General features: G+C 69.3%; 20 protein-coding genes, 1 tRNA gene and 1 pseudogene. 8 read left to right on the top strand and 14 right to left on the bottom strand.

Translation table 11 applies throughout. The features are described 5' to 3' along the window. Positions 1-341 precede the first annotated feature (341 nt). From ACH4NX_RS32560 to ACH4NX_RS32545, 4 genes are all read right to left on the bottom strand, one after another. Complete coding sequence (locus ACH4NX_RS32560; protein ID WP_351398534.1) at positions 342-1,208, bottom strand: hypothetical protein; 867 nt, start codon at positions 1,206-1,208, stop codon at positions 342-344. Then, positions 1,205-2,119 (bottom strand): ABC transporter ATP-binding protein, encoded by a 915-nt coding sequence (locus ACH4NX_RS32555; protein WP_351398532.1) that lies wholly within the window; start codon positions 2,117-2,119, stop codon positions 1,205-1,207. Before ACH4NX_RS32555 ends, ACH4NX_RS32560 begins: the two co-directional genes overlap by 4 nt. Before the next feature lie 224 nt (positions 2,120-2,343). Then, a complete protein-coding gene (locus ACH4NX_RS32550) occupies positions 2,344-2,619 on the bottom strand; it encodes a hypothetical protein (protein WP_351398530.1) in 276 nt (91 codons plus the stop codon). 127 nt (positions 2,620-2,746) lie between these two features. After that, positions 2,747-3,169, bottom strand: coding sequence for a hypothetical protein (locus tag ACH4NX_RS32545; RefSeq protein ID WP_351398528.1), 423 nt, complete (start codon positions 3,167-3,169; stop codon positions 2,747-2,749). A 757-nt stretch (positions 3,170-3,926) separates the two neighbouring features. Here ACH4NX_RS32545 and ACH4NX_RS32540 point away from each other — a divergent pair. Then, positions 3,927-4,490, top strand: a complete 564-nt coding sequence (locus tag ACH4NX_RS32540) for a hypothetical protein (protein ID WP_398129578.1) — start codon at positions 3,927-3,929, stop codon at positions 4,488-4,490. 212 nt (positions 4,491-4,702) lie between these two features. Here ACH4NX_RS32540 and ACH4NX_RS32535 read toward each other — a convergent pair. Beyond that, positions 4,703-4,776: transfer RNA gene (locus ACH4NX_RS32535), tRNA-Thr, on the bottom strand. Positions 4,777-4,998: 222 nt separating this feature from the next. On the opposite strand from ACH4NX_RS32535, the gene msiK reads away from it, so the two are divergent. From msiK to ACH4NX_RS32520, 3 genes are all read left to right on the top strand, one after another. Then, entirely contained in the window at positions 4,999-6,135 is a 1,137-nt protein-coding gene (gene msiK / locus ACH4NX_RS32530; RefSeq protein ID WP_398129579.1) for a diacetylchitobiose ABC transporter ATP-binding protein MsiK, read from the top strand. 222 nt (positions 6,136-6,357) lie between these two features. Next, positions 6,358-6,813 (top strand): hypothetical protein, encoded by a 456-nt coding sequence (locus tag ACH4NX_RS32525; RefSeq protein WP_351398563.1) that lies wholly within the window; start codon positions 6,358-6,360, stop codon positions 6,811-6,813. Positions 6,814-6,996: 183 nt separating this feature from the next. Then, on the top strand, positions 6,997-7,734 hold the full coding sequence (locus ACH4NX_RS32520; RefSeq protein ID WP_398129580.1) for an NDP-sugar synthase: 738 nt from the start codon (positions 6,997-6,999) through the stop codon (positions 7,732-7,734). Positions 7,735-7,800: 66 nt separating this feature from the next. Here ACH4NX_RS32520 and drmC read toward each other — a convergent pair whose 3' ends face one another. The 3 genes from drmC to drmA are packed head-to-tail and all read right to left on the bottom strand — an operon-like array spanning position 7,801 to position 14,095. Then, entirely contained in the window at positions 7,801-8,634 is an 834-nt protein-coding gene (drmC, locus tag ACH4NX_RS32515) for a DISARM system phospholipase D-like protein DrmC (RefSeq protein ID WP_398129581.1), read from the bottom strand. After that, positions 8,631-10,487: a DrmB family protein gene (drmB, locus tag ACH4NX_RS32510; protein WP_398129582.1), complete on the bottom strand. Its 1,857-nt coding sequence runs from the start codon at positions 10,485-10,487 to the stop codon at positions 8,631-8,633. The genes drmC and drmB overlap by 4 nt, the downstream gene beginning before the upstream one ends. Next, positions 10,484-14,095, bottom strand: coding sequence for a DISARM system helicase DrmA (drmA, locus tag ACH4NX_RS32505; protein WP_398129583.1), 3,612 nt, complete (start codon positions 14,093-14,095; stop codon positions 10,484-10,486). The genes drmB and drmA overlap by 4 nt, the downstream gene beginning before the upstream one ends. A gap of 329 nt (positions 14,096-14,424) precedes the next feature. Between drmA and ACH4NX_RS32500 the strand changes: the two genes are divergently transcribed. Continuing rightward, positions 14,425-14,943 carry a DUF4365 domain-containing protein gene (locus ACH4NX_RS32500; protein ID WP_383525555.1) on the top strand — a complete coding sequence of 173 codons (519 nt, stop codon included), beginning with the start codon at positions 14,425-14,427 and terminating at the stop codon, positions 14,941-14,943. Further along, the gene (locus tag ACH4NX_RS32495) at positions 14,940-16,112 is read left to right on the top strand and encodes a hypothetical protein (protein WP_398129584.1); all 1,173 of its coding nucleotides are present in this window, start codon (positions 14,940-14,942) and stop codon (positions 16,110-16,112) included. The genes ACH4NX_RS32500 and ACH4NX_RS32495 overlap by 4 nt, the downstream gene beginning before the upstream one ends. 93 nt (positions 16,113-16,205) lie before the next feature. Here ACH4NX_RS32495 and ACH4NX_RS32490 read toward each other — a convergent pair whose 3' ends face one another. From ACH4NX_RS32490 to ACH4NX_RS32465, 6 genes and pseudogenes are all read right to left on the bottom strand, one after another. Further along, positions 16,206-16,664: a type II toxin-antitoxin system VapC family toxin gene (locus ACH4NX_RS32490; RefSeq protein ID WP_398129632.1), complete on the bottom strand. Its 459-nt coding sequence runs from the start codon at positions 16,662-16,664 to the stop codon at positions 16,206-16,208. Then, positions 16,657-17,481 carry a hypothetical protein gene (locus ACH4NX_RS32485; protein WP_398129585.1) on the bottom strand — a complete coding sequence of 275 codons (825 nt, stop codon included), beginning with the start codon at positions 17,479-17,481 and terminating at the stop codon, positions 16,657-16,659. The genes ACH4NX_RS32490 and ACH4NX_RS32485 overlap by 8 nt, the downstream gene beginning before the upstream one ends. Positions 17,482-17,633: 152 nt before the next feature. Next, a pseudogene (locus ACH4NX_RS32480) lies at positions 17,634-17,969 on the bottom strand (hypothetical protein); the annotation flags it as partial. 92 nt (positions 17,970-18,061) lie between these two features. Next, positions 18,062-18,280 (bottom strand): hypothetical protein, encoded by a 219-nt coding sequence (locus tag ACH4NX_RS32475; RefSeq protein WP_398129586.1) that lies wholly within the window; start codon positions 18,278-18,280, stop codon positions 18,062-18,064. Between the two features lie 17 nt (positions 18,281-18,297). Beyond that, entirely contained in the window at positions 18,298-19,266 is a 969-nt protein-coding gene (locus ACH4NX_RS32470; protein ID WP_398129587.1) for a helix-turn-helix domain-containing protein, read from the bottom strand. 251 nt (positions 19,267-19,517) lie between these two features. Then, a complete protein-coding gene (locus tag ACH4NX_RS32465; protein WP_398129588.1) occupies positions 19,518-19,949 on the bottom strand; it encodes an ATP-binding protein in 432 nt (143 codons plus the stop codon). Between the two features lie 160 nt (positions 19,950-20,109). Here ACH4NX_RS32465 and ACH4NX_RS32460 point away from each other — a divergent pair, with 160 nt between their 5' ends. Continuing rightward, positions 20,110-20,985 carry a helix-turn-helix domain-containing protein gene (locus ACH4NX_RS32460; RefSeq protein WP_398129589.1) on the top strand — a complete coding sequence of 292 codons (876 nt, stop codon included), beginning with the start codon at positions 20,110-20,112 and terminating at the stop codon, positions 20,983-20,985. After that, complete coding sequence (locus ACH4NX_RS32455; RefSeq protein ID WP_398129590.1) at positions 20,982-21,191, top strand: DUF397 domain-containing protein; 210 nt, start codon at positions 20,982-20,984, stop codon at positions 21,189-21,191. The genes ACH4NX_RS32460 and ACH4NX_RS32455 overlap by 4 nt, the downstream gene beginning before the upstream one ends. Positions 21,192-21,198: the final 7 nt, after the last annotated feature.

The following is a 21,198-nucleotide window of genomic DNA, read 5'->3' as shown; positions in this document are numbered from 1 at the left end:
ATCCCGTTTCCCCAGGTAGGAGACCTGAACCGCTCGCTACGCGTACCACCCGATCCATCCGGTGCCGTCCCGTCCGCTCACGCAGCGCTCACGCACTCCGGGCACGTGATCGTTCATCAGCCAACACGCTTTCCAAGTGTTCGCTTGGAGGGCTCGGCAGGGGCCGCGCCCGCTCTGACCTGCGGTAGAACGCCTTGGGCGCCCCCGTCCGGACAGACATGGACGGGGGCGAACGCAACCAGCTGATCAGCTTCTCCCGCAGGCCGGGGAAACCTCAAACCTGCCCCTGCACGACACCAGAACCGGATCCGGCTCTGTCCGCTGCCATGCCTGAACCAAGGTCATCCTGTCTTGGCGTCCCTCTGGCAGTAGGCCCACCATCCCGCTGCCGTGAAGGCCACCGTATACAGGAAGAACACCGCCGTCGCGGCCGACGTGGGGAGATGTGAGCCGACCAGGGCCTGAGCGAAGGACCGTTCCTCGTCCGAGTAGGCGGAGACGTCAGTGAGCATCGCCCGGCCCGCCGCGAACGGCAGCCATTCGCCTACGCCGTCCAGCCCCGGCACATAACCGAGAAGCGCTCCCGCGATGCGCTCACCGAGCAGCGGCCACAGCACCAAGATCAGGACCGGAACTATACGGCTGCGCAGTAAGGCGACCATGGCCAGGCACAGAAGCGCCCAACACCCCATCCACCCGACGAACCTGGCAGCCGGCCACAGGACTTCGCTCCAGGCCGGCTGGGAAGCGTCTGCCATAGCAAGCGCTACAGAGCAGGAGATCGCCCCCAGCAACGCACTCGCGGCGGCTACACCGGCTCCGACGGTGAGACCGACCACGCACTTCGCCCCGTAAGCGGTGCCCCGGCCGTTCACGGTCAGCCAGGTCGTCCGTGCAGCACCCGACACGAGATCGGTCGAGACTGGTCCGGTACCAAGGACCAGCACGAAGAAGCAAAGCGCGGGAATCTGCAGGGACAGGGGAGTCCATGCGATCACATCGGCCACCGTGGCGGAGCTGACGGTGTGCTGCTTGTCGAGGTCGAGCAACACCGTGGTACCGGTCAGCACACTCAGGACCGTCACCACACCGAGCAGAATCCATGTCGAGCGCAGGGCGGTCAGGTGCCGCCACTCGTACCGGCATGCCCTTCGGAACGCTTCGGTAGGCCCGATCGCTGTCGGAACCTTTATCGCGGCAGATGTCACGAGATCCTGAACTCCTCTTGCGCTACTCTGAGGTAGAAGTCCTCCAGCGACGGCTCCGCCTCGTGCAGCCAGTACAGCGGCACTCCTGCCTTCAGTGCGAGGGTGCCGATCTGTACGCGGCCCAGGCCGGTAACAGTCGCGCCTTGCTCGCTGAAGGGCGCGAAGTGCCCGCCGTGCTCTGCCACTAGTTGGGCCAGGACGGTCAGGTCCGGAGCCTCCAGGGTCACGGTGCGCTGCGCGGTTGCGCGCTTGAGGACCTCCGTCATCGGCTCCGTTGCCACGACGCGGCCGCGTGTCAGAACGACCACCTGGTCGGCCAGTTGCTGCATTTCGCTCAGGAGATGGCTGGACACCAACACGGCCCGGCCTTGGGCTGCCTGTGCGCGCAGGAAGCCGCGCAGCCACCGGATCGAATGGGGATCGAGCCCGTTCGCGGGCTCGTCGAGGATCAGTACGGGCGGATCGCCCAGAAGTGCCTGCGCGATGCCCGCGCGCTGCGCCATACCCAACGAAAGTTCAGACAGTTTCCTGTATGCGGCTTCCGCCAGTCCAACGGTCTCCAGCAGGTCATCGACGCGTCGGTCCGATGCTGCGGATCCTGCAGCCACCATGCGCAGATGTGCGCGCAGGCGATGGCCGGAGTGGCCCGCAACGCCGCCCAGAACCGCGCCGACGACCGCACCGGGTGCACCCCACTCATACAACGGTCTGCCGAGATAAAGCGTTCGGCCCTCGCCCCTTGACAGCCCCAGCATGAGCTGAATTGTGGTGGTCTTTCCCGCGCCATTCGCGCCGACGAAGCCGGTCACCTCGCCGGCGCGCAGAGTAAGCGAAACCTCCTTCAGGACCCGCTCGGAGCCGAAGGACCGGCTCAGGCCCCTGGCCTCGACGAGGACATCGCCCTTCTCCACTGTGTACGTCCCTCACATGATCGACCGACCAAATGGCCGATCCGGCAGCCGCGGCTCTGGCCGAAACTGCCATTTTCAGATCGCTTCGGTTCATGTAGGGTCTTCTTGCGTTATCGCAAGGGGGAGGGAGCCTACAAGGGCGGCCTGAACAGGCGTGGAAACCGAAAGGTCCCCGCGCGGACTTCTTCCCCCGATTACTCCGAAAAACGTGCACCTATCCCGCATCATTGACGGGTAAGCGTAATCAGCTGCCAGACCAGCACGGCGTGCACCAGAATGCACATGCCCCACGCGCCGGATCCGCGCATTCCATGACGAAATACCGTCACCCAGCCGGCTCCCATCAGAAGCACGACTGCGGCGCAGAGAACCCAGGAAATGACAAGCCACGGGGTGGAAAGCTCCGTAAGGAGCCCGATCAAGGCAAGTGGTGCGAGCGCCAGCAGAGGCAAGGCCCAGGTGCCCTCGGTGGCAGTGCGCGGGGACGTGGTGTCGGTCATGCGGAACGCTCCGTGTTTCTGTTCGCGGTGTACTGACGACAGGCCGGGCATATACCCAGCGAAACCAGGAATGCCCGGCCTGTCGCTACTCAGTCAGGAGACACGGTCAACCGTGGTCCCCTGACTGTCAGTGGAGCGCGTTGTAGATCTCCAGGAGCGTCAGCCCCGGAGAGATCGCGGCGAGAGGCGCCCGCACCCACCACGACAGGCCGTCGTACCACTTCTTGAAGTCGCTGAACTTGCCGCCGATGGCCTTGGCGAAGCCGCCGACCTTGCTGAAGGCCGCCTTGATGGCACCCCACTTGCTGGCCGCGGAGACCTCGCCGTTCGCGATCTGGGTCATCTCGGTCCGCTCGGCGGCCGAGAGGCTGACCGCGAACGGGCTCGCCAGCAGAGCGCGTGCGGCCTGCTGGGCCTCAGCCTGCTGCGTGACCGAAACGGCCTGAGGTGCGGGCGCAGGGGCCTGCGCCTGCGCCAGGCCGGCAGTCCCACCGAGCGCTATCGCGGCGACAGCCGAAACGGCCGCCATCCGCAGAGTATTGCGATTCATTCGGTTTTCCCTTACGTCGTCGCAAGGGGAAGGAAGCCCACAGGCAACCCGAACAGGCGTGGAAACCGAAAAGGCCTCCCACGAACTTCTATCCCCCGATTAATGGAACTTGTCATTCCTCCGGTCAGAGAGGAACGGCGTGTTGACGCCCTCACCCCTCTGGGCGCCGAGCACACGTGCACGCTATCCCCTGATCGATCACCTGACCATGATGAAAGCCGACAGTGGCGGCGCATATTTGCCCTCGATCTGCGCTGACCTGCTAATTCACTCTCCGTGAATGCCTGCCTTTGGCCGAAACCAGGCTTTGGCCATCAGGGTGCGACCAAAGTGCTTCCGATTGAGCGTCTGGGAGGTCCTGCCGAGCAGTCGTTGAGGTGTGCGGCACCGGTTCGTACGCCTCGTACTACTGGTTCAGCGCAGGAAACCGTATAGACCGTTGCAGGACGTGCCCCCGTTCTGCAGGGTAGGGCGGTGGAGGTGCCGACGCCGAAGGCGGAGCAGACCAGGACGTGCGGCGACTTGTTGTCCAGGTCCATGCAGACCGGATGCCCGTCGGTGCCGGGACCGGGTGAGGGCCGTGGAGGCGGGCACAGGGCTTCGGCGTAGTTCGGTGTCGTCCGTTTTGATCATGTGAGGCCGCAGTCGCGCCCCCAGCGCCGTTCGTGCCTGTTGGTAGTCGGTGCTCACCGGTCACGCGCGCTATCCGGTCGCGGCCACCTGCGCCGCGAACCGGTCGTACGGAATGGCATGGTGCATGGCCGTGTCGCGGACGATGGCGTACCGCACGACGGGGAACGCGCACCAGGCCGACGCCGCCCGCCAAGCCGTCCAGCACCTGCAGTCAGCAGCCGATGACGCACTCAGTCCGACGCTCGCCGAACTGGCAGCCCGCCCCTCCAAAGAGGAGACCCGTCGCATCCTGGCCAACGACGTACGCGCAGCCGCCTCCAAACACGCCGAGCGGATCCTCTCCGATCCCGGCTGGCCCGCGCTCGCCACGGTCCTCGCCGACGCCGAAGCCGGCGGCCACAAACCCGACCAGCTCCTCAAGAAAGCCGCCGCCCGCCGTGAACTCGGCACCGCCCACAAGCCCGCACGCGTCCTGATCACCCGCATTCAGCACACCAGCCGCAACCCCGCACCCAACCGCCGCGCCGAAGCAGCCCGCCTACGAAGCACCACCACGGCCTACACCTCCGCTCAGCAGCACCGAAGCCCACAACCGGTTGCTCGTCCCCCTCCAGCGCAAGGCCGACGCCGAGAAGGCGGCACTCAAGGCCGCGAAGAAGGAGAAGGCCAGGGAGGCCGGCGAGGGTAAGGGCGGGACGGGACATCCAAGAGCAGGGCGAAAGCCCAGGCCAAGGCCGCCAAGAAGACCAAGAGGCAGAAGCCCAAGAAGTAGGTCCCCGAGCGGCTCCGCTCACGCATCGCTCACGCAGGCAAAGTCACGGCACCCTGACCGTGTGTCCCGTCATGCCCTGAGCAACAGAAAACCCCAGGTCACGGGCTATGTAACCTGGGGTCTCTCGGAGCCCCCTGTCGGATTCGAACCGACGACCTACGCATTACAAGTGCGTTGCTCTGGCCATCTGAGCTAAGGAGGCACTCGCGCGACGGCACGCGCGGAGGCTGCTCCACTCTACACAGAGCCGGTGAACGGTGGGATTCGAAAATTTCGGCGAAATTCACAGCCTCATAGGTACTGACAGATCAGGTGAACGCCAGGTACCGTCCTGCCCAGCTTCACCTGTGTGGACTACACCACACCACCTTCCTACAACGGATCGTCCGGCACGTTCCTGCCGGTAGAAGGGGGCCCATTCACCATGGCCACTGTTACGTTCGACAAGGCGACCCGCGTCTACCCGGGTTCCACGAAGCCCGCCGTCGACGGTCTCGACATCGACATCGCGGACGGCGAGTTCCTCGTCCTGGTCGGCCCCTCCGGTTGTGGCAAGTCCACCTCGCTGCGCATGCTCGCGGGGCTCGAGGACGTGAACGGCGGTGCCATCCGCATCGGTGACCGCGACGTCACGCACCTGCCGCCGAAGGACCGGGACATCGCCATGGTGTTCCAGAACTACGCGCTCTACCCGCACATGACGGTCGCCGACAACATGGGCTTCGCGCTCAAGATCGCGGGCGTCAACAAGACGGAGATCCGGCAGAAGGTCGAGGAGGCCGCGAAGATCCTCGACCTCAGCGAGTACCTGGACCGCAAGCCGAAGGCCCTCTCCGGTGGTCAGCGCCAGCGTGTGGCGATGGGCCGCGCGATCGTGCGTGAGCCGCAGGTGTTCCTCATGGACGAGCCGCTGTCCAACCTGGACGCCAAGCTCCGTGTCTCGACCCGTACGCAGATCGCGTCGCTCCAGCGCCGCCTCGGCATCACCACCGTCTACGTCACCCACGACCAGGTCGAGGCCATGACGATGGGCGACCGTGTGGCGGTCCTGAAGGACGGTCTGCTCCAGCAGGTCGACAGCCCCCGCAACATGTACGACAAGCCCGCGAACCTCTTCGTCGCCGGCTTCATCGGTTCCCCGGCCATGAACCTGGTCGAGGTCCCGATCACCGACGGCGGCGTGAAGTTCGGCAACAGTGTCGTGCCGATCAGCCGCGAGGCCCTGACGGCCGCCGCCGACCGGGGCGACCGCACCGTCACCGTCGGCGTCCGCCCCGAGCACTTCGACGTGGTCGAGCTGAACGGCGGGGTGTCCAAGACCCTGTCGAAGGAGGCCGACGACGCCCCGGCGGGCATGGCGGTCTCCGTGAACGTCGTGGAGGAGACCGGCGCCGACGGCTACATCTACGGCACGGTCGAGGTCGGCGGCGAGAGCAAGGACCTCGTGGTCCGCGTCAGCAGCCGCGCGGTGCCGGAGAAGGGCGCGACGGTGCACGTCGTGCCGCGTCCGGGCGAGGCCCACGTCTTCTCGTCCTCCACGGGCGAGCGCCTCACCGACTGAGGAACCACGCTGCCGGGTGACATCACCCGCGTTGACGGAAAGAGCCCCGCGGCCTGCTGCGGGGCTCTTTCCGTTGTCGACAAATACAGCGACACAACGGACGTTTCGAGCGTCGCACGTCAACGCTCTACCCAATTCACGCCCCTTCCTCATCCTCCGAACGGGTGACTAAATGTCGCCAAATCATTACCAGGCGCTACCCTCACTCGCGTGAAGCACTCCGTGAAGCACTCCACCACCCGACAGACGCGACGCGGCCGGGGCCCCGCCCGCCGGATCGGCCGCTCTCTCGCCTTCGTCCTGCCCGTCGTCCTGGTGCTCTCCGGGACTCTCGCGGTCACCCGAGTCAACTGGTCGGGGGATCCCGCGGACTCGGTGCTCGCCGCGTCGGAGGCCTCCTCCTCGAAGGCCTCCACCCGGGCCGCCGCCCGCGCACCGCACGAGGTACTGCGCGACCGGCTGCTGACCGAGCTGCAGGAGGAGGATCCGGGCGTCGCCCTCACCCACCTCCAGCAGGCCGTGGACGAGCGTCCGTCACTGGCCGGCCACTGCGCGTCCATCGCCCGGGCCCTCGGCCGCGCCGCGGTCAAGGTGTACGGCCCGACGCGGGCCCAGTCGTACGCGCGCCCCGTCTGCGACACCGCCTTCGCCTCGGGGGTCCTGGCCGCGCACAGCTGAGTCCACTGAGACGGACCGAGACGGCCGAGTCCGCTGAGACGAACTGATTCCGCTGAGCCCCGCTGAGCCCCGCCCGGCCCGTTGGGTCCGCCCAGCGGGCCGGGCGGACCCAAGACCGCTGGAGCACCGAGCACCCTTCGGGGGCCGCTCGGGCGCCGCTGGGGCGCGGCGTACAGTTCGGGCATGACCGATCCGAACGCCGCGTCCCGCCGCCCCGTTCAAGCCGTCGTCCTGGCCGGCGGACAGGGTTCCCGGCTGCGTCCCTACACCGACGACCGGCCCAAGCCGATGGTCGAGATCCCGGGCACGGGGACCCCGATCATCGGCCATCAGCTCGCCTGGCTCGCCGAGGAGGGCGTGACCGACGTCGTCGTCTCCTGCGGGCACCTGGCCGAGGTGCTGCAGCAGTGGCTGGAGAGCGCCGACCTGCCGCTCTCCGTCACCACCGTCGTCGAGCCGGAGCCGCTGGGCCGCGGCGGCGGCCTCAAGTACGCCGCCGCGCGTCTCCCGCACCCCGACCAGCCCTGGTACGCCACGAACGGTGACATCTGGACCCGTTTCTCGCTGCGCGACCTGGCCGACTTCCACGCCGAGCGGGACGCCGTCGCGACCCTCGCCCTGGCCCGCCCGCGGCTGCCGTGGGGCGCCGTGCAGACGGACGGCTTCGGCCATATCACCGACTTCATCGAGGCACCGCCGTCGACCTTCGAGATCAACGCCGGTGTCTACGTCTTCTCGCCCGCCTTCGCCGCGATGCTGCCGGAGCGCGGTGACCACGAGCGGACGACGTTCCCGAGGCTGGCCCGTGAGCACCGGCTGGCCGGTTTCCCGATCCCGCAGGGCTCCTACTGGCGCGCGATCGACACCGCGAAGGACCTGACGGAGGCGGCCCGGGAGCTGGCGGCCCTGCGCGGCCGCTAGGGGCCTTCGCCGTCCTTGCGGCCGTGTAAGCCTTCCGCCCCAAGGCCGCAGGTCAGCTACGTTCGGTCAAGTACACCGTCGCATGAGTCCGCTCTGGGGGGCGATGAGCCACCTGAAGTGGTCGACCAGCGGTCCGACGACGCCGGGGTCGCGGAGGACCACGCCAAGTTCCACGTTCTCCGTCAGCCCGCGATCCGTCAGGTTCGCGCTGCCCAGCAAAGCAGTGTGCCGGTCGGCTGCGACGGCCTTTGCGTGCAGTACCCCTGCCGAACCGGTCCGGTGCCAGATCCGCACGTCGGGTGTCAGGCCGGAGAAGACCGCCGCGGCGTGGGTGGTCTCTTCCAGCAGAAGGTCGACCTGCACACCGCGGCTGACCGCCTCGGCTATCTCTTCGACCACGTCACTCGCGCCGTGAGCGGCGTAGGTGGCGATCAATAGTGAGGCCGAGGCAGAGCGAATCACTTCCAGCACCACACCGCTGGTCAGCCGCGCGGGTGTGGCCGCGCTGACGGGCCCGCTGATGACCGGCTGGGCGGGAAACGGGCGCGGTGCGGCGCGCACCGCGGCGAGGGCGAGCGCGAGACCGGTCCCGGGCAGGTCCGGCAGTTCCGTGCGCCACATCTGGAGGAGAGCTTTCATCCGCTCCGCCGTACCCGCTGCCGGCTGGGACGCGGTGAAGCGTGCGAGAAGCGGGTCGTTCGGGCCGTTCGCTCGCGCCAGCGTCTGCTCCCACTCGACCAGGCGGTCCTCCGGCAGTCGGTCGCACAGCGCCGCGAGGAGCCCCGGAAGGCGGTGCTTCGGTGCGGGGCCCCGAGCCACCGGAATCGGGGCACGGAGTTGCCCGTCGCCGGACCGTGCGCCCCGGTTCTTGCCGTCGGCGGGGCCGGGGAGGCCGGTCACGACCGGAACGCGCAGGCGTCGCCGGCCAGCGTCTCCACGAGCAGGGCCCGGTCCAGGAAGTGGTTGCCGCGTTCGCAGGAGGTCTCCGCGGCGAACAGGCAGGCGTGGCAGGCGGCGCCGTGCAGCCGGGAGTGCACGCGCGGGTCGTGTTCGGCGCACATCGGATCGGAGCTGCAGAGCCTGGCGTCCTCCAGCGCCTGGTCGATCGCGGGCCCCAGGCGCTCGCTGCGGCCCAAGGAGACCAGGCCTCCCAGCGTGCCTTCGCTGTCCGGTGCCGCCGTGTACAGCAGGATTCCGGACATCGGGTCGGGGCCGGAGCGGGCGTACACGCGCTCCGCTATGCCGGACGCGCCGTAGCCGCATTCGAGGGCGAACTGGCGGATGAGGACGTGGGCCAGGGTGTGCAGCAGGACGTACCGGATGCCAGGCCAGCGCGGGTCCACTCGGCGTGCGAGGCACCAGTTCAGGTGAGCCGCCTTCAGCACTTCCTCGCGGGCGAGTACGGCCTCGTTTCGCTCCCAGTCCGCGATGCGCTGTTCGTCGAGGGCCAGGAAGACACCCTCGCCGCGTAGCTCGGCACAGGGCACCCACGTCGGGTCGGTCCGGCTGAGGGGGGCTCCCGCGCGCGTCTGGGTCGACTCGTCGGGCAGCCATTCGGGAGCCTCGATCCGGGTGAAACCGGTCAGGGCCGACACCTCGCGCAGCCGGTGCACCAGGACGACGCTGTCCAGCCAGTCGGCCGTCCCGTCCGGGAGCAGGCGCTCCCGGACGGTGGTGAAGTCCGGGAGGCTGTGGTCGCGAGGGTGGGTGAACGCGCGCCACTCGGGCGTGGTGAGGTCGTCCTCCTCATCCTCGTCGGCCTGTCCGCCCGCGACTGTCCGGGCTTCCCTGGTGACGGCGGACCACACCGCGTCCGCTCCGTACTGCTCCAGCTCGGGCCAGCAGGCCTGGGTGGGCAGCAGCATCTTGGCCGCGTCGGCGGGGACGGCGGCCAGAGGCGACAGCAGGTTCCAGTGCTCCCGGACCGCCTGTGCGAGCGGTTCCTCGGCGCGGGGGATGCTGAACACCCGCAGCTGGGAGGCGAACCAGCTGTTGGTGGCACCGAGCGCCATGGTGCGGGCGTGTTCGGCGCATTCCTCCGACGCGAACGTGCCCAGATGCGGATGGTGGCCTCGGCAGGCGGGCAGGTTCCGCTCGCCCGCCTGGCCGAGGGCGTCCGCCATCGAGCGGACCTTTCCGCAGGTGCAGCGGACGAAGACGTTGGCCGCTTCACCGGTGGTGCCCGACTCGGTGAGGGTCAGGGTGCCGTCGGCGCAGGGTTCGGCTCCGCTGTGGACGAAGTAGACCCAGGGGAAGTCGTCCATGTGACCGTCGGGGCAGGCGACGAGGAAGCGGGCGGGCAGGGCGGTGGGCTGGCCCTTTCCACCGCCTCCGCAGTTGGCGTGGACGTACTTGGTCTTCTCGGGCCGGTAGAGGTTCGGCTTGAGCTGGAACAGACCGCTGGATGCCGGGGCGAGCTGGTTGCAGCGTTCCCGTGAGCACCTCAGCCAGCGCGGGAACAGTCCGACCGGCACTCCCACCCGGGTCCAGTCGCCGTACGGGTCGGAGGGGTCCTCCGGCAGATGGGGCGGGGTGCGCAGGGCGGCGACCTGGCCGCCCAGGCGACGGCGTACGGCGGCCAGCAGCCGGTCCTCGGTCAGCACCCGGGCCCGCACCGGGTCCCAGTTGTCCAGGCCGAGGACCATGGTGGACAGGTTGGGGAGGTCCGTGACGGCCCCGATGCCATAGGTGTGCAGCAGTTGGCTGGGGCGCAGCTCGCCGACGCGGAGCGCTTGGGGTGCCGTGCTGGTCATGCGTTCTCCCAGGGGTCCTGGTCGCCACTGGGGGCGTGGTCGTCGGGGTCGCCCTGCGGGCGGGGTGTGTACGCCGGCTCGTCACCATCGGAGCCGGGCTCGCCGGAGAAGATCAGCCGGATCGGGGGCTCCACCTCGCGCAGGGAGGTCGGGCAGGTCATGAGCCGCCACGGGCCACTGTCGGGTTCCAGCAGCAGTGGCGCCACATCGCCCTGGCGCCGGGCGGCCCGGTAGCCGAGGACGGCTCCGGGTGCTCGCCGCTTCTGCTCCCAGTAGTCGAGGCGTGTGTCGATCCGGGTCCGGATCTCCTCCATCACGTGGCGGTCGTCCGTGACGTCCCGGGCCCGCAGTTCCAGGGAGCGGACGGCGTGGCTGACCACTTCGCCGCGACGGTCGACGTACTGGGCGCCGCGGTTGGCGTTGTAGTCGGGCTTGAGGTTGCGGACCAGGGAGGCCAGGACTCCGGTCAGTCCGCGGTCGACGGCCCGGTCGGCGAACGGCGTCACGGACAGCGCTTCGACGTGTTGGTACAGGGCCGCGTGGAAGGATTCGAAGGTCTCGTAGTGCGAGAGGTCGCGTGGGCGGGCCCAATTGAGGAGCGTGAAGACGAGACCCGGTGCGCGGCGGCCGACGCGGCTGGTGGCCTGGATGTACTCGGCGGTCGACTTGGGCTGGTTGTTGACCACCATCACGCCGAGGCGCGAGACGTCGACCCCGACGGCGATCATGTTGGTGGCGAGGAGTACGTCGATGGGGCGGGGCGATCCCTTGGGGCGTCGCCCGAAGTCGATGTCGAGTTTCTCCAGGATGTCCGGAATGGCGTCGGAGGCCATCCGGCTGGTCAGCTCGGCCGGTTCGCCGATGCGCCGTACGGCGAGACCCCGTCGGTCGGCCCGCAGTAGCCTGGCCGACACGTCGTCCTCGACCAGCCGTCGCATGCCGCCGAGGTCACGCAGGCTGTTGAAGTAGCCGACCAGGGTCATGTACGGGTCGGTGAGCTCGCTCGCCCCGTAGGTCTCGTACAGGTGCTGGGCCGCGGCCAGTTGGGCGACGAAGACGCGGATGGCGACCGACTTGGTGCGTACGCCCTGTGCGCAGATTCCGACGTACCGGCGGCCCGGCGTCTCGTCGGTGCGTCGGCGCCGGGCGAAGAAGGTGTCGTCGGCACTCAGTCCGGACGGTGGGAAGACGGCGGTCCGGCGGGCGAAGAGGTCGTTGATCTGTCGGTCCGCACGGCGCACGGTGGCCGTGGAGGCGATCACCTTGGGGCGCACGCTGCGACCGGGTTCCGGTTCCCAGGTGGAGAGCCGGTCCACGGCCGTCTCGTAGAGCCCGGTGAGGGACCCCAGCGGTCCGGAGATGAGGTGCAGCTCGTCCTGCACGATCAGGTCCGGCGGGCGGACGCGGCCGGCGTCGACGGTGGACGCGGCGGGGTGGCCGCCTGCCGGGGGGTGGCTGGAGGACTCCCAGTCCGTGTCCACCGCGGACGGTGTCACGTAGCCGTGCCTGGTGCAGCGCCGGGACACCTGCCCGAACAACGCCTGGGTGTCGCCCTTCCAGGGCAGCTGCGCGAACTTGTCGACCGTGGCGATGACCAGGCTGGGCGGGAAGCGGTAGATCTCCTCGTCGACGACGAGGACCGGCAAGCCCAGTTCCTCCGCGGGGAGCCCGAACGCACTCGTTCCGAAGGGGCACTCGAAGGCGTCGGGGCAGGTGACGAAGGTGCGGCGCAGGGTGGTGTCGACGCCGATGTCGCGTCCGGCCTCCATCTTGGAGCCGCACCAGGGACAGCTGGTGAGCTGGTGCGGGGAGCCCATCCGGCCGAAACCCCCGAACCCCTTCTCCCTCTTGCGCTCCTTGGCCCAGTCGTCGGCCTGGTCGGTGGTGTTGGGCGTGACCCGGCCACCCACCCACAGGCCGATCCGGAACGGGTTGTGCCCCCAGTGGTCGGGTGCCTCCCTGCGGATCACCTCGCACGCGCAGATCAATGCGGTGGCGCGCTGGAACTGCTGGATGGTGAGCAGTCGCAGCGTGTACCGCATGATCACCGCGACGCCGTGCTCGGCGTCCAGCCCGCCCAGGTGCGGCTTGCGCCGCCGGATGGCCAGGGTGAAGGCCGTCAGACCCAGGTAGGCCTCGGTCTTGCCGCCACCGGTGGGAAACCAGAGCAGGTCGGCCAGCGCACCCCGGTCGTCGGCCCGCTCCGGATGGGCGGGGTCGGCGAGGGCGGGCAGGTTGAGCAGCAGGAACGCCAGCTGGAAGGGGCGCCAGCTGCGGTTCTTCGGCAGGTCGGCCCGCTCCACCGCCTCCTGGAGCGATTGCGCCGGGTCGCGTCGCCGGTCCCCCGCGGCGATGGTGTGCACCCGCTGGTGCCACATGGCGCGGTTGGCGAAGCGGAAGGCGTCGAGGGCCTCGGGATCGTCCCGCAGCAGGTCGATGCCGTCCTGGATACGGTCGGCGGCGCTTTCGGCCCGCCGCATGTTCTCCCGGGCCTCGCCCTCGTAGTCGGCGAGCCCGGAGTCCGGGTCGTCCACGGACGCGAGCTGCCGGTCGATCCACGACCGGTACCCCTGGACGAGCGGCAGCAGCGCGGCCCGCAGTGGCGCGGGCTTCAGCTCGCTCAGCTCCCGCATGTCCAGGACGAGGTCGGTCAGCTCAGGCAGGTCCCGGTCGCGCTCGTCGGCGTGCGGGTTGGGCACGTCGGTGTGCGGGACCTCGTATGTCGGCGTCGCCGTGGTCGAGACGCGGATCGCACGCCGGGCGTCGTCCGGCGCCTGCGCGGCGTGGACACCGGTCCCGTGCCCGACGGCGAACTCGGGATGGAAGCGGTACGTCATGGCCAGCGAGCGCCGCTCGTCGGCGTCCCCGCCCGCCGGTTCCACCGTACGGCGGGGCAGGAAGGGCGCGGTGCCGGGCGGGCCCGCGACCGTCATCGACGCCTGGAACATCCAGTGGGCGCAACCGGGCCGGTCCTCCTGCCCGTTGACGAGGAAGAGGGAGACCAGCCACGACCCTTCGTGTCGCCTGGCCCGGCCGCGTACGACGATGTGCGGGAAGTCCTTGGCGTGCACGGGCTGTGCCGACAGCTTCCCTTCCACCAGCTTCACCGTGACCCGGCCCGCGCAGGGCACCCGGTGGTAGACCCGCCGCGGATTGCCCTCGATCTCGGACTCGCCCCGCTCGTACCGCGCCCAGGCGCAGTCGACGGCCACCTCCTGGACGCCGTCCTCGAGGCGCACCGTCATGCCCAGGGTGGACGGGTGAAGGCTGGGGACGTTGGGCGCGGACGGCTCCGGATCTCCGGCCTCGATCTCCTGGTCGGGCATCATCCCGGGCTCGTCGAGGGTGTCGGGCGCGACCTCCTTGCCCACCGGCTTGACGATCCCGTCGTCCTCGTCCCGCACTCCGCCCGGGGCCAACCGCCCGACGATGTAGTGATCCAGCGGATTGCCGGTCAGCTCCTCCGGCTCGTCCCCCTCCGGGCCCAGGAGATCGCGTACGACGAGCGCGGCGAGCTTGTCGCGCAGCTGCTGCGGCGTGGGCGCGGCGAGCACCGGGGCGGCGGAGGCCGGCCCGGGGCCGGGGGCGGCGATGAATTCCTGGGTCACGGGCACAGATTAGGTCGGAGCACTGACATACGGCAGGGACTTGGGCGGGGAGTGGGCCGGGAGCGGTGATCAGGTTTCGGCCGAGCCGACCGCTTCCGGCCGAAACTTGATCATCAGCGTTGGCAAGCAGTGTGACGCTCGTTACTCTGTGTTCGCCGAAGAGTACGAGACACGTACGGCTTGGGGGCGGGGCGGGAAGGCACGTTGGGGGACGGATGGCAGAGGGCACGACCGGCGGAGTTCCCCACCAGGCACCGAAAATGACGTACGGGGTTCCGCTCGGCTCCGTTCCGCCACAGCAGCACGGACCGGATACAGGGTGGGCCGCGTTGTCCCCGGATTTCGGCGACAACCGCCACAGGGGCCACTTCGGTGAGCAGTTCGTCCGCATGCTGGCCGTGGCCGCCAACCTCGACGCGGCCCAGCGCGACCGCGACCGGGTCGGCGTGGACTGGCAGCTGGGGCACCCGGGCCGGCCGGGCAGGCGTCGGTATCCGGTCATTGAAGCGCAGGTGAAGTGCACCTCGTCGCCCGAGCTGCACGACGACCACATCGCCTTCGACATGAAGGCCCAGCACTACAACGAGCTGGCCGGCCGGGACTACGACATCCCGCGTTTCCTGTTCCTCGTCCTGGCCCCGTCGGACCCCTTGACCTGGTCCGACGTGACACCCGAACGGCTGCTGTTGCGTGAGGCCGCCTACTGGACGTGCCTGCACGACCAGGAACTCGTCGGCGCGGGCACGACCGCACGCAGGGTGCATGTCCCGCGCGGCAATCTGCTGACCGCCGCCACACTGCACGACCTGTTCTCGCCGTACTTCCGGGCCATGGTGGGGGTGTCGTGAACGTGATCACGGACGCGGAGTTCGAGGAGGCCCGGACGCTGGCCCCGCAGACCCTCAGGCGTTATCTAAGCGGCAAGGGCTGGCGTGCGGAACGCGAGCTCTCGGGCGCGGAGTTGTGGGAGCGATACGTCGAGACCGAGCCCGACCAGCCCTACGAGGTCCTGGTGCCGGCCGAACGGCGCCGGGACTACCCCGGCCGCATCGCCGACATCCTGGAGACCCTCGCACTGGTGGAGGAGCGTCGGCCGGCGGACATCATCCGTGAGATGCGACTGCCGCCGTCGGACTGGCAGTTCCTGCGCCTGCTGCCGCCGGGTCCCTCGGGGACGGCCCCCCTGCTGGACCTGGTCTCGGCCCTCAGCGGCCTGAGGGAACTCCACACGGCCGCCGCGTCGTCGGCGCTCACCCCGCAGCGGGTGCAGCCGGGGCAGAAGCCGCAGGCGGTGAAGGACCATGTGGCGGCGGTACGACTGGACCAGACCCGCGTCGGCAGTTACGTCGTCGCGGCGCACACACCGCTGCCGCCCCCGCCGAAGCCGGTGTGGCCCTCCCTCTTCGACGACGACGCGTTCTCGGACGGCCCGGGCTCGCGGCGGCCGGAACCCTTCCCCCGCAGGGTCTCCCGCACTCTCTTCGCCGGTGTGACCTGCGCCCACGCCGCAGCCGAGGAGACACTGCGGCGCGACTCCCTGGCCGACTTCGCGTCCTACGCCGACGCGGGCCTGTCCGCCAACCTCTGCGAGGCCCTGGTGAGGATCGCGGGCGAGGAGCGGCGCCAGTTCTCGGTGGCCTTCGCCTGGTCCTCCGACGTCCGCATGGAGCAGGCCTCGCCTCCGGTGACGCTCGCTCCCGGCCACCTGGAGGCACTGGAGGCGGGCGCCAAGGACCTGAGGGAGAAGTGGGGGCGGGAACCGGAGGCGATCCTGCACGGCATGGTCACCCGGCTCAGCGGACAGGGCAACCGCGAGGCGACGGTCTACGGCACGCTGCTTCACGAGGACGACGCGCGGGTGCGCAGTGTCCGGGTCGATCTGCGGCCGGAGGACGTGGACAAGGCGACGCGGGCCTGGCGCCACGGGTTGGAGGTTGCGGTGAAGGGCGACCTGACGCCTTACGGGACCGGCTTGCGCATGCGACAGGTGCTCGGGTTCGCCGTCCGGGAGGGGTGAGGGCAGTCATGGCTGCCAGGTGCCTGGTAGGCACGCGAGGCGCCGTGCCCGTGGCCGGCCGTGAGCCGGGTGCGGCGACGGTGATCGGACTGCTCAGCCGATGTCGGAGGCCGGGAAGATGCCTTCGCCACCGAACTCGAAGGGCGTGCGCAACAGCACGCCCTTGTACGTATCCCCCGGGGAGAAGTCCCGCCAGTTGCGGGTCATGAAAACCTCGGCCCCGGCGAAGCAGGCGCATGCCAAGTGGACCGCGTCGGCCCCCTTGATCTTCGGGCGGTCGGCGGTGATGTCGTTGGCGAGGAGTCCGACGCGCCGGGTCACGTCGATCAGGGTGATGTACGGCTCCTGGAGCAGGGTCCGGATGCGCAGCCGGTGCTCGCTCGCGTTGGTGCCGCGTGCCTCCGCGAGGGTGAGTGTGGAGGTGAAAAGCCGAACGTGTCCGGCGCGCCCCGCTCGGAGCATGCTCTCCGCCTCACGGACGCAATGCATCCCCTGTGCCCAGTCGACGAAGCAGTTGGTGTCCAGGTAGACCGACTCGGGGCGGTCAGGCATCCCCACGAAGGGCCTCCACGTATTCCACGGCGTCCTGGCCGCCGGTCATGTCGGGCCAGAACCCGCCTCGCAGATCGTCGTCGGACAGCTGGGGCTGTGTCGGCAGGAGTTCGATGTCCCGCGCGCGCATCCACATGCTTTGGCCATGAGCGTTCTCGGTGATCTCGCCGGTGATCTCCACCCGGTCGCGCCGCCACGCCCGACGCAGTTCGGGATCGAGGTCGTCCCCGAAGTACACCGGGATCACCTCGCCTCCGACCTCGGTGCGCAGCACGGCCCGGGGCCGCCGCTGTCTGCCGCCCTCCTGCAGCCCGCTCAGACGTCCCCTGCGAGAACCGAACGTGCGGTGGCGGGTCCTTGTCGCGGACTCCAGATGCAGCGCGGTCCGCTGGGTGATCTCCGCAGTATGCAGGGGCTCTCCGTCTCCCCGGACCTCGAGGATCATGCCGACGTCGGGCGACGCGCCGAGCGACTTGGCGACTCGTCGTCCGAGATTCGCGGCCTTCAGCGTCCAACCGGTGGGGATACGGGCGGTGGACTCGGCCTCGTGGAGCCCGCCGACCGCGCTGCGGGCCACGCGTTCGACCACGTCGTAGGTCGAGTGCTCGGCGATCCGCAGTGGCTCCAGGGTGCAGGCGACGCTGCCGAGCCGTAGTTCGTTGAACGTCCAGCGTGTTCCGTTACCGCTCGGCCGGGCCGTCTCGGTGGCCTCCAGCTCACGCAGGAGAGCCAGCATGGTGGTGAGGGCCTGGAGCGATTCCTGCGCGTCCATACCGGCGTGCGGGCCGAGCAGCCTCAGCTCGAGTTCGATCCTCATGCTGTCCCTCCCTCCACGGTCACGGTTCCCGGCGTCACAGTATGCGAAGCCCGCCACCATGCTGGGCGCGTTCCGGGAAGCTGTCACCCGCAGGGGACCTGACGGGGGCGTTCGGCCGGATGCGGAACGGTCGGCAGTTCGGCCTGTCCGGCGGCGTTCATCGCTTCGTCCAGGACGGCGCTCAGCTCTCGCAGGGCTTCACGGGCCACGTCCGCGTCCTCGTGTTCCAGGTTGTTCCTGGCCCGGGTGTGGCGGGCCGCGAGGTCGGGGCGGCGGACGATCTCGATGTCGCGGAGCCAGGCCAGCACCCAGCTGCGTAGCGGGCTGAGCGACTGCCATTCCAGGGCCTTGGCCAACGCCTCGTCCTTCGTCCGCTGCATCTCCGGCAGGCGCTCGGGGGCGACGACAGCGAGGGCGGCCCGCAGTGCGTCTGGCGTCTGCTCGGGACGGGGGACCAGCTCGTGTCCGTGGTCGGCCTGAGTGCTCATGGAGTCCTCCCAGGAGTGCACCGGCCAGGGTAGCGTCCGGGGCGGCTGGGGTATCGGCGCGAGTTCGATGCTCATGTGTGCCTCAGGGCGGATTACTCGGTACAGAAGACGTCGTCGATGGAGGTCGCGATAGCGGCTTGCCGCAGCCAGCCGCGCAGGACGTCGGGATCGTCGCAGCCGGTGATACGTGCGCGCGCCTCTTCTGGGACGTCGACGCCTCGCATGTCGAGGACGGCGAGGACGTCTTCGGCGGCCCGTTCCGCCCTGACTTCCTGGAAGAGGGGCGACTTGTAGAAGGACGAGCTGACCATTGAGTTCCTTGCTTCGGCTACGAGCGGACGGCTGCGCGGCAGTCGCGGCAGCGGTCTTCGGTCTCGGCGGCCCGGAAGCCGCGGTCGCAGCCGTCGCAGTTGCGTACCTCGTAGCGAGGTGATGGCGGACCGGCCGGGGTCCTGACCGGCGGCGGGGATGGCAGTTGGGCGGTGAGGCGGTGGTCGAGGAGGGCTGCGGGGCGCCGCAACGGGTCGTCCGGCAGGTCGGCGGTCAGGGCGTGGCGTACGCCGCTGGGGGTGACGTCCCGTTCCAGCCAGGCGGCGACGCCGGGGGCCAGGTGGGCGGTGTCGGACGCGGAGAGGAGGAGGCGGGGGTCGTACCGGCGCAGGGTGGCGAGGAGGTCGGCGGCCTGCTGGAGGAGGGCGGGGGCGGTGCAGCTGGGCTGGGGGACGGTGGGGAGGGCCTTGCGGGGGCGGGGGTGAGGGCGGTGGCCGGTGCGGGTGCCGGTTTCGGTGCGGGGCGGGTGGGGTGCTTGGCCTTGTTCCCCGGCGGGTGCCGGCGGTCGCTCTGCCGGACGGGGCTGCCGGGGCGACGCGGGCGGACGGTCCGGGCAGCCGCCGGTGTTGGCCGGCTCGCGGCGGGCCGCCTGCGGCTGGTTGCAGGAGACGGTGCGGGTGACGATGCGACCGGTGGTCGTACGGTGCCGTTCCCGGCGCAGGTAGCCGTGGGCCTCCAGCTCGCGCAGGGCGGCGGCGATGCGGGTCGGACCCTCGGGGAATCGGGCGGTGAGCGTCTTGATGTCGGCGCCCGCACCGGTGGGCAGCGACTGGAGGTGGCAGCTGAGGCCGATCGCGAGGAGCGACAGCTCCTTGTGCTGGACCAGGTGGTTGCCGATCACCACGAAGCGGGTGGTGTGGCGGGTGTTCTCGTGGGTGATGCCGCCGCCGTGGCGACGCGTACGGGTCGGATTGGCGGCGGGGGCTGACTGGGCGCGCGTGGGCGCGCTAGGGTTTTGGGTACCCATCGGGAAGCTCTTCTCTTCCTTGGTGGTAGGCCCTCGCACCGGGATTGCAGTCCCAGCGGGGGCCGATGTCTTTTTCGGATGGACTCGCTTGCGCTGAGAGTAGGGGAGTTGGGACCCCGGAAATCCAGCTGAGCCGGTGATGTTCACCCGCCCGGGTGACGACGCGCCTCGGGCGGGAGGGGTGGGGCTTGGGGGGGGGTCCTTTCTCCCCGAGTTCTTGCTCTTGGTAAGGCACCGACGGCACCGAAACCTCAGAACATGGGTTGCGGTGGCGTACAGCGCAGCTCGGCCCAGACGGTCTTGCGCGGGAAGCGGCCCTCGACTACGCCCCAGCGATCCGCCAGCGCCTCGACCAGCAACAGCCCACGGCCGGACTCGGCGTCGGGGGCGGGTGTCCGAGGGTCGGGGAGTTCCTGGCCCCTGGTGTCGGTGACCTCGATACGGAGGGTGTCGCCGACGACGTAGAGGGTGAGTCGGAAGTCGCGGCCGGGGACGCGTCCGTGGTCCGCCGCGTTGTTGGCCAGTTCGGCCACGAGGTGGCGAGCGGGGTCGAGGGGCAGGCCCCAGGAACGGATCTGCTCGGTCGCGAGCAGACGGGCCAGACGGGCACCGCGTGGCGTGGGAGACAGCTGAACGCTGAAGTTGCGGACGAACGTCGGGAGTTCTGCGGATTTCTGATTCACGTCACAGAGCGTGGCGACGTGTGCGTACCGTGGGAAGTGACTCAGCGGATACGTATGGTGACTGTCCGGTGGTTGTCCAGTGGTGTCGGTGCTGTCGGAGTGGTGCGTGCGGGTAGGGCGCTGAGGGCAACGCGGCGAGTACGACGAAGGAGCGGGCGGAATGACGGTCGAGGCGGAGGCGGGGCGGCTCGGGGATGACGCGGATGAGCCGGGGTGGGAGGTCGACCCGGACGACGAGTGGGGCATCGCGGTCATCGCAACGGTGGGACGGCAGTTGAAGCTGCGGCGCGAGGCCGTGGGGATGAGGGCCGGCGAGTTCGGGGCGGCGGTGGGGTACGGGGAGGACCTCGTCTACAAGGTGGAGGGCGGCAAGCGGATTCCCCGACAGGAGTATCTGGACAGGGCGGACGAGGTGCTGGGGGCGGGTGGCCTCATCTCGGCGACCTGGGAGGACGTGAAGAAGGTCCGGTACCCGAAGAAGGTACGGGAGCTGGGGAAGCTGGAGGCGAAGGCGGTCGAGATCGGCCTGTACGAGTGCAACAGCATTCACGGCTTGTTGCAGACATCAGAGCACGCGCGAGCCCTGTTTGGAGCGTGGCAGCCGCCATACCCGCCAGACGACGTTGAGCGCATGGTGGCCGCTCGTATGGCACGGCAGTCCGTCTTCGAGCGAGACCCGGCGCCCGCGATCCACTTCGTGCTGGAAGAGGCACCGCTGCGACGCGGAATCGGGGGCACAATGGAGTGGCGCCAACAGCTCGAACGCCTGCTGGAGCGGGGGCGGTTGTGGAACGTCACGCTTCAGGTGATTCCTACGAAGAGCGACGCTCATCCGGGATTGGACGGCAGGATCGAGTTGTTGAAGTTCGTGGACGGTACAGCCGTAGGGCGCGCTGAAGGCGTGTTCAACGGCCGAGCAGTCTCCGATCTGCGGCAACTTCGCGTCCTGGAGTTGCAGTTCAGCGCTATCCGGGCCCAGGCTCTCACCCCTCGGGAGTCACTGGTCTTCATCGAGCAACTGCTGGGAGAGACATGATCCGCAAGGAATCCGCCGGGGGCGCCTCCGAACTGGCGTGGTTCAAGAGCAGCTACAGCAGTGGCACCAACGGCGAGTCCTGCGTCGAGATCGCCACTAGCCCCGGCACCGTACACGTCCGGGATTCCAAGAGCACCGACGGGCCTCGCCTGGCGCTCACACTTGGTGCGTGGTCGAACTTCGTGACGTACACCTCGGAGAGCTGACGTCCCA

The organism is Streptomyces sp. NPDC017225 (genome assembly GCF_044331465.1).
GTDB lineage: Bacteria > Actinomycetota > Actinomycetes > Streptomycetales > Streptomycetaceae > Streptomyces.
The sequence above is the reverse complement of the archived record's forward strand: the minus strand, read 5'-3'. Positions and strand labels throughout refer to the sequence as shown.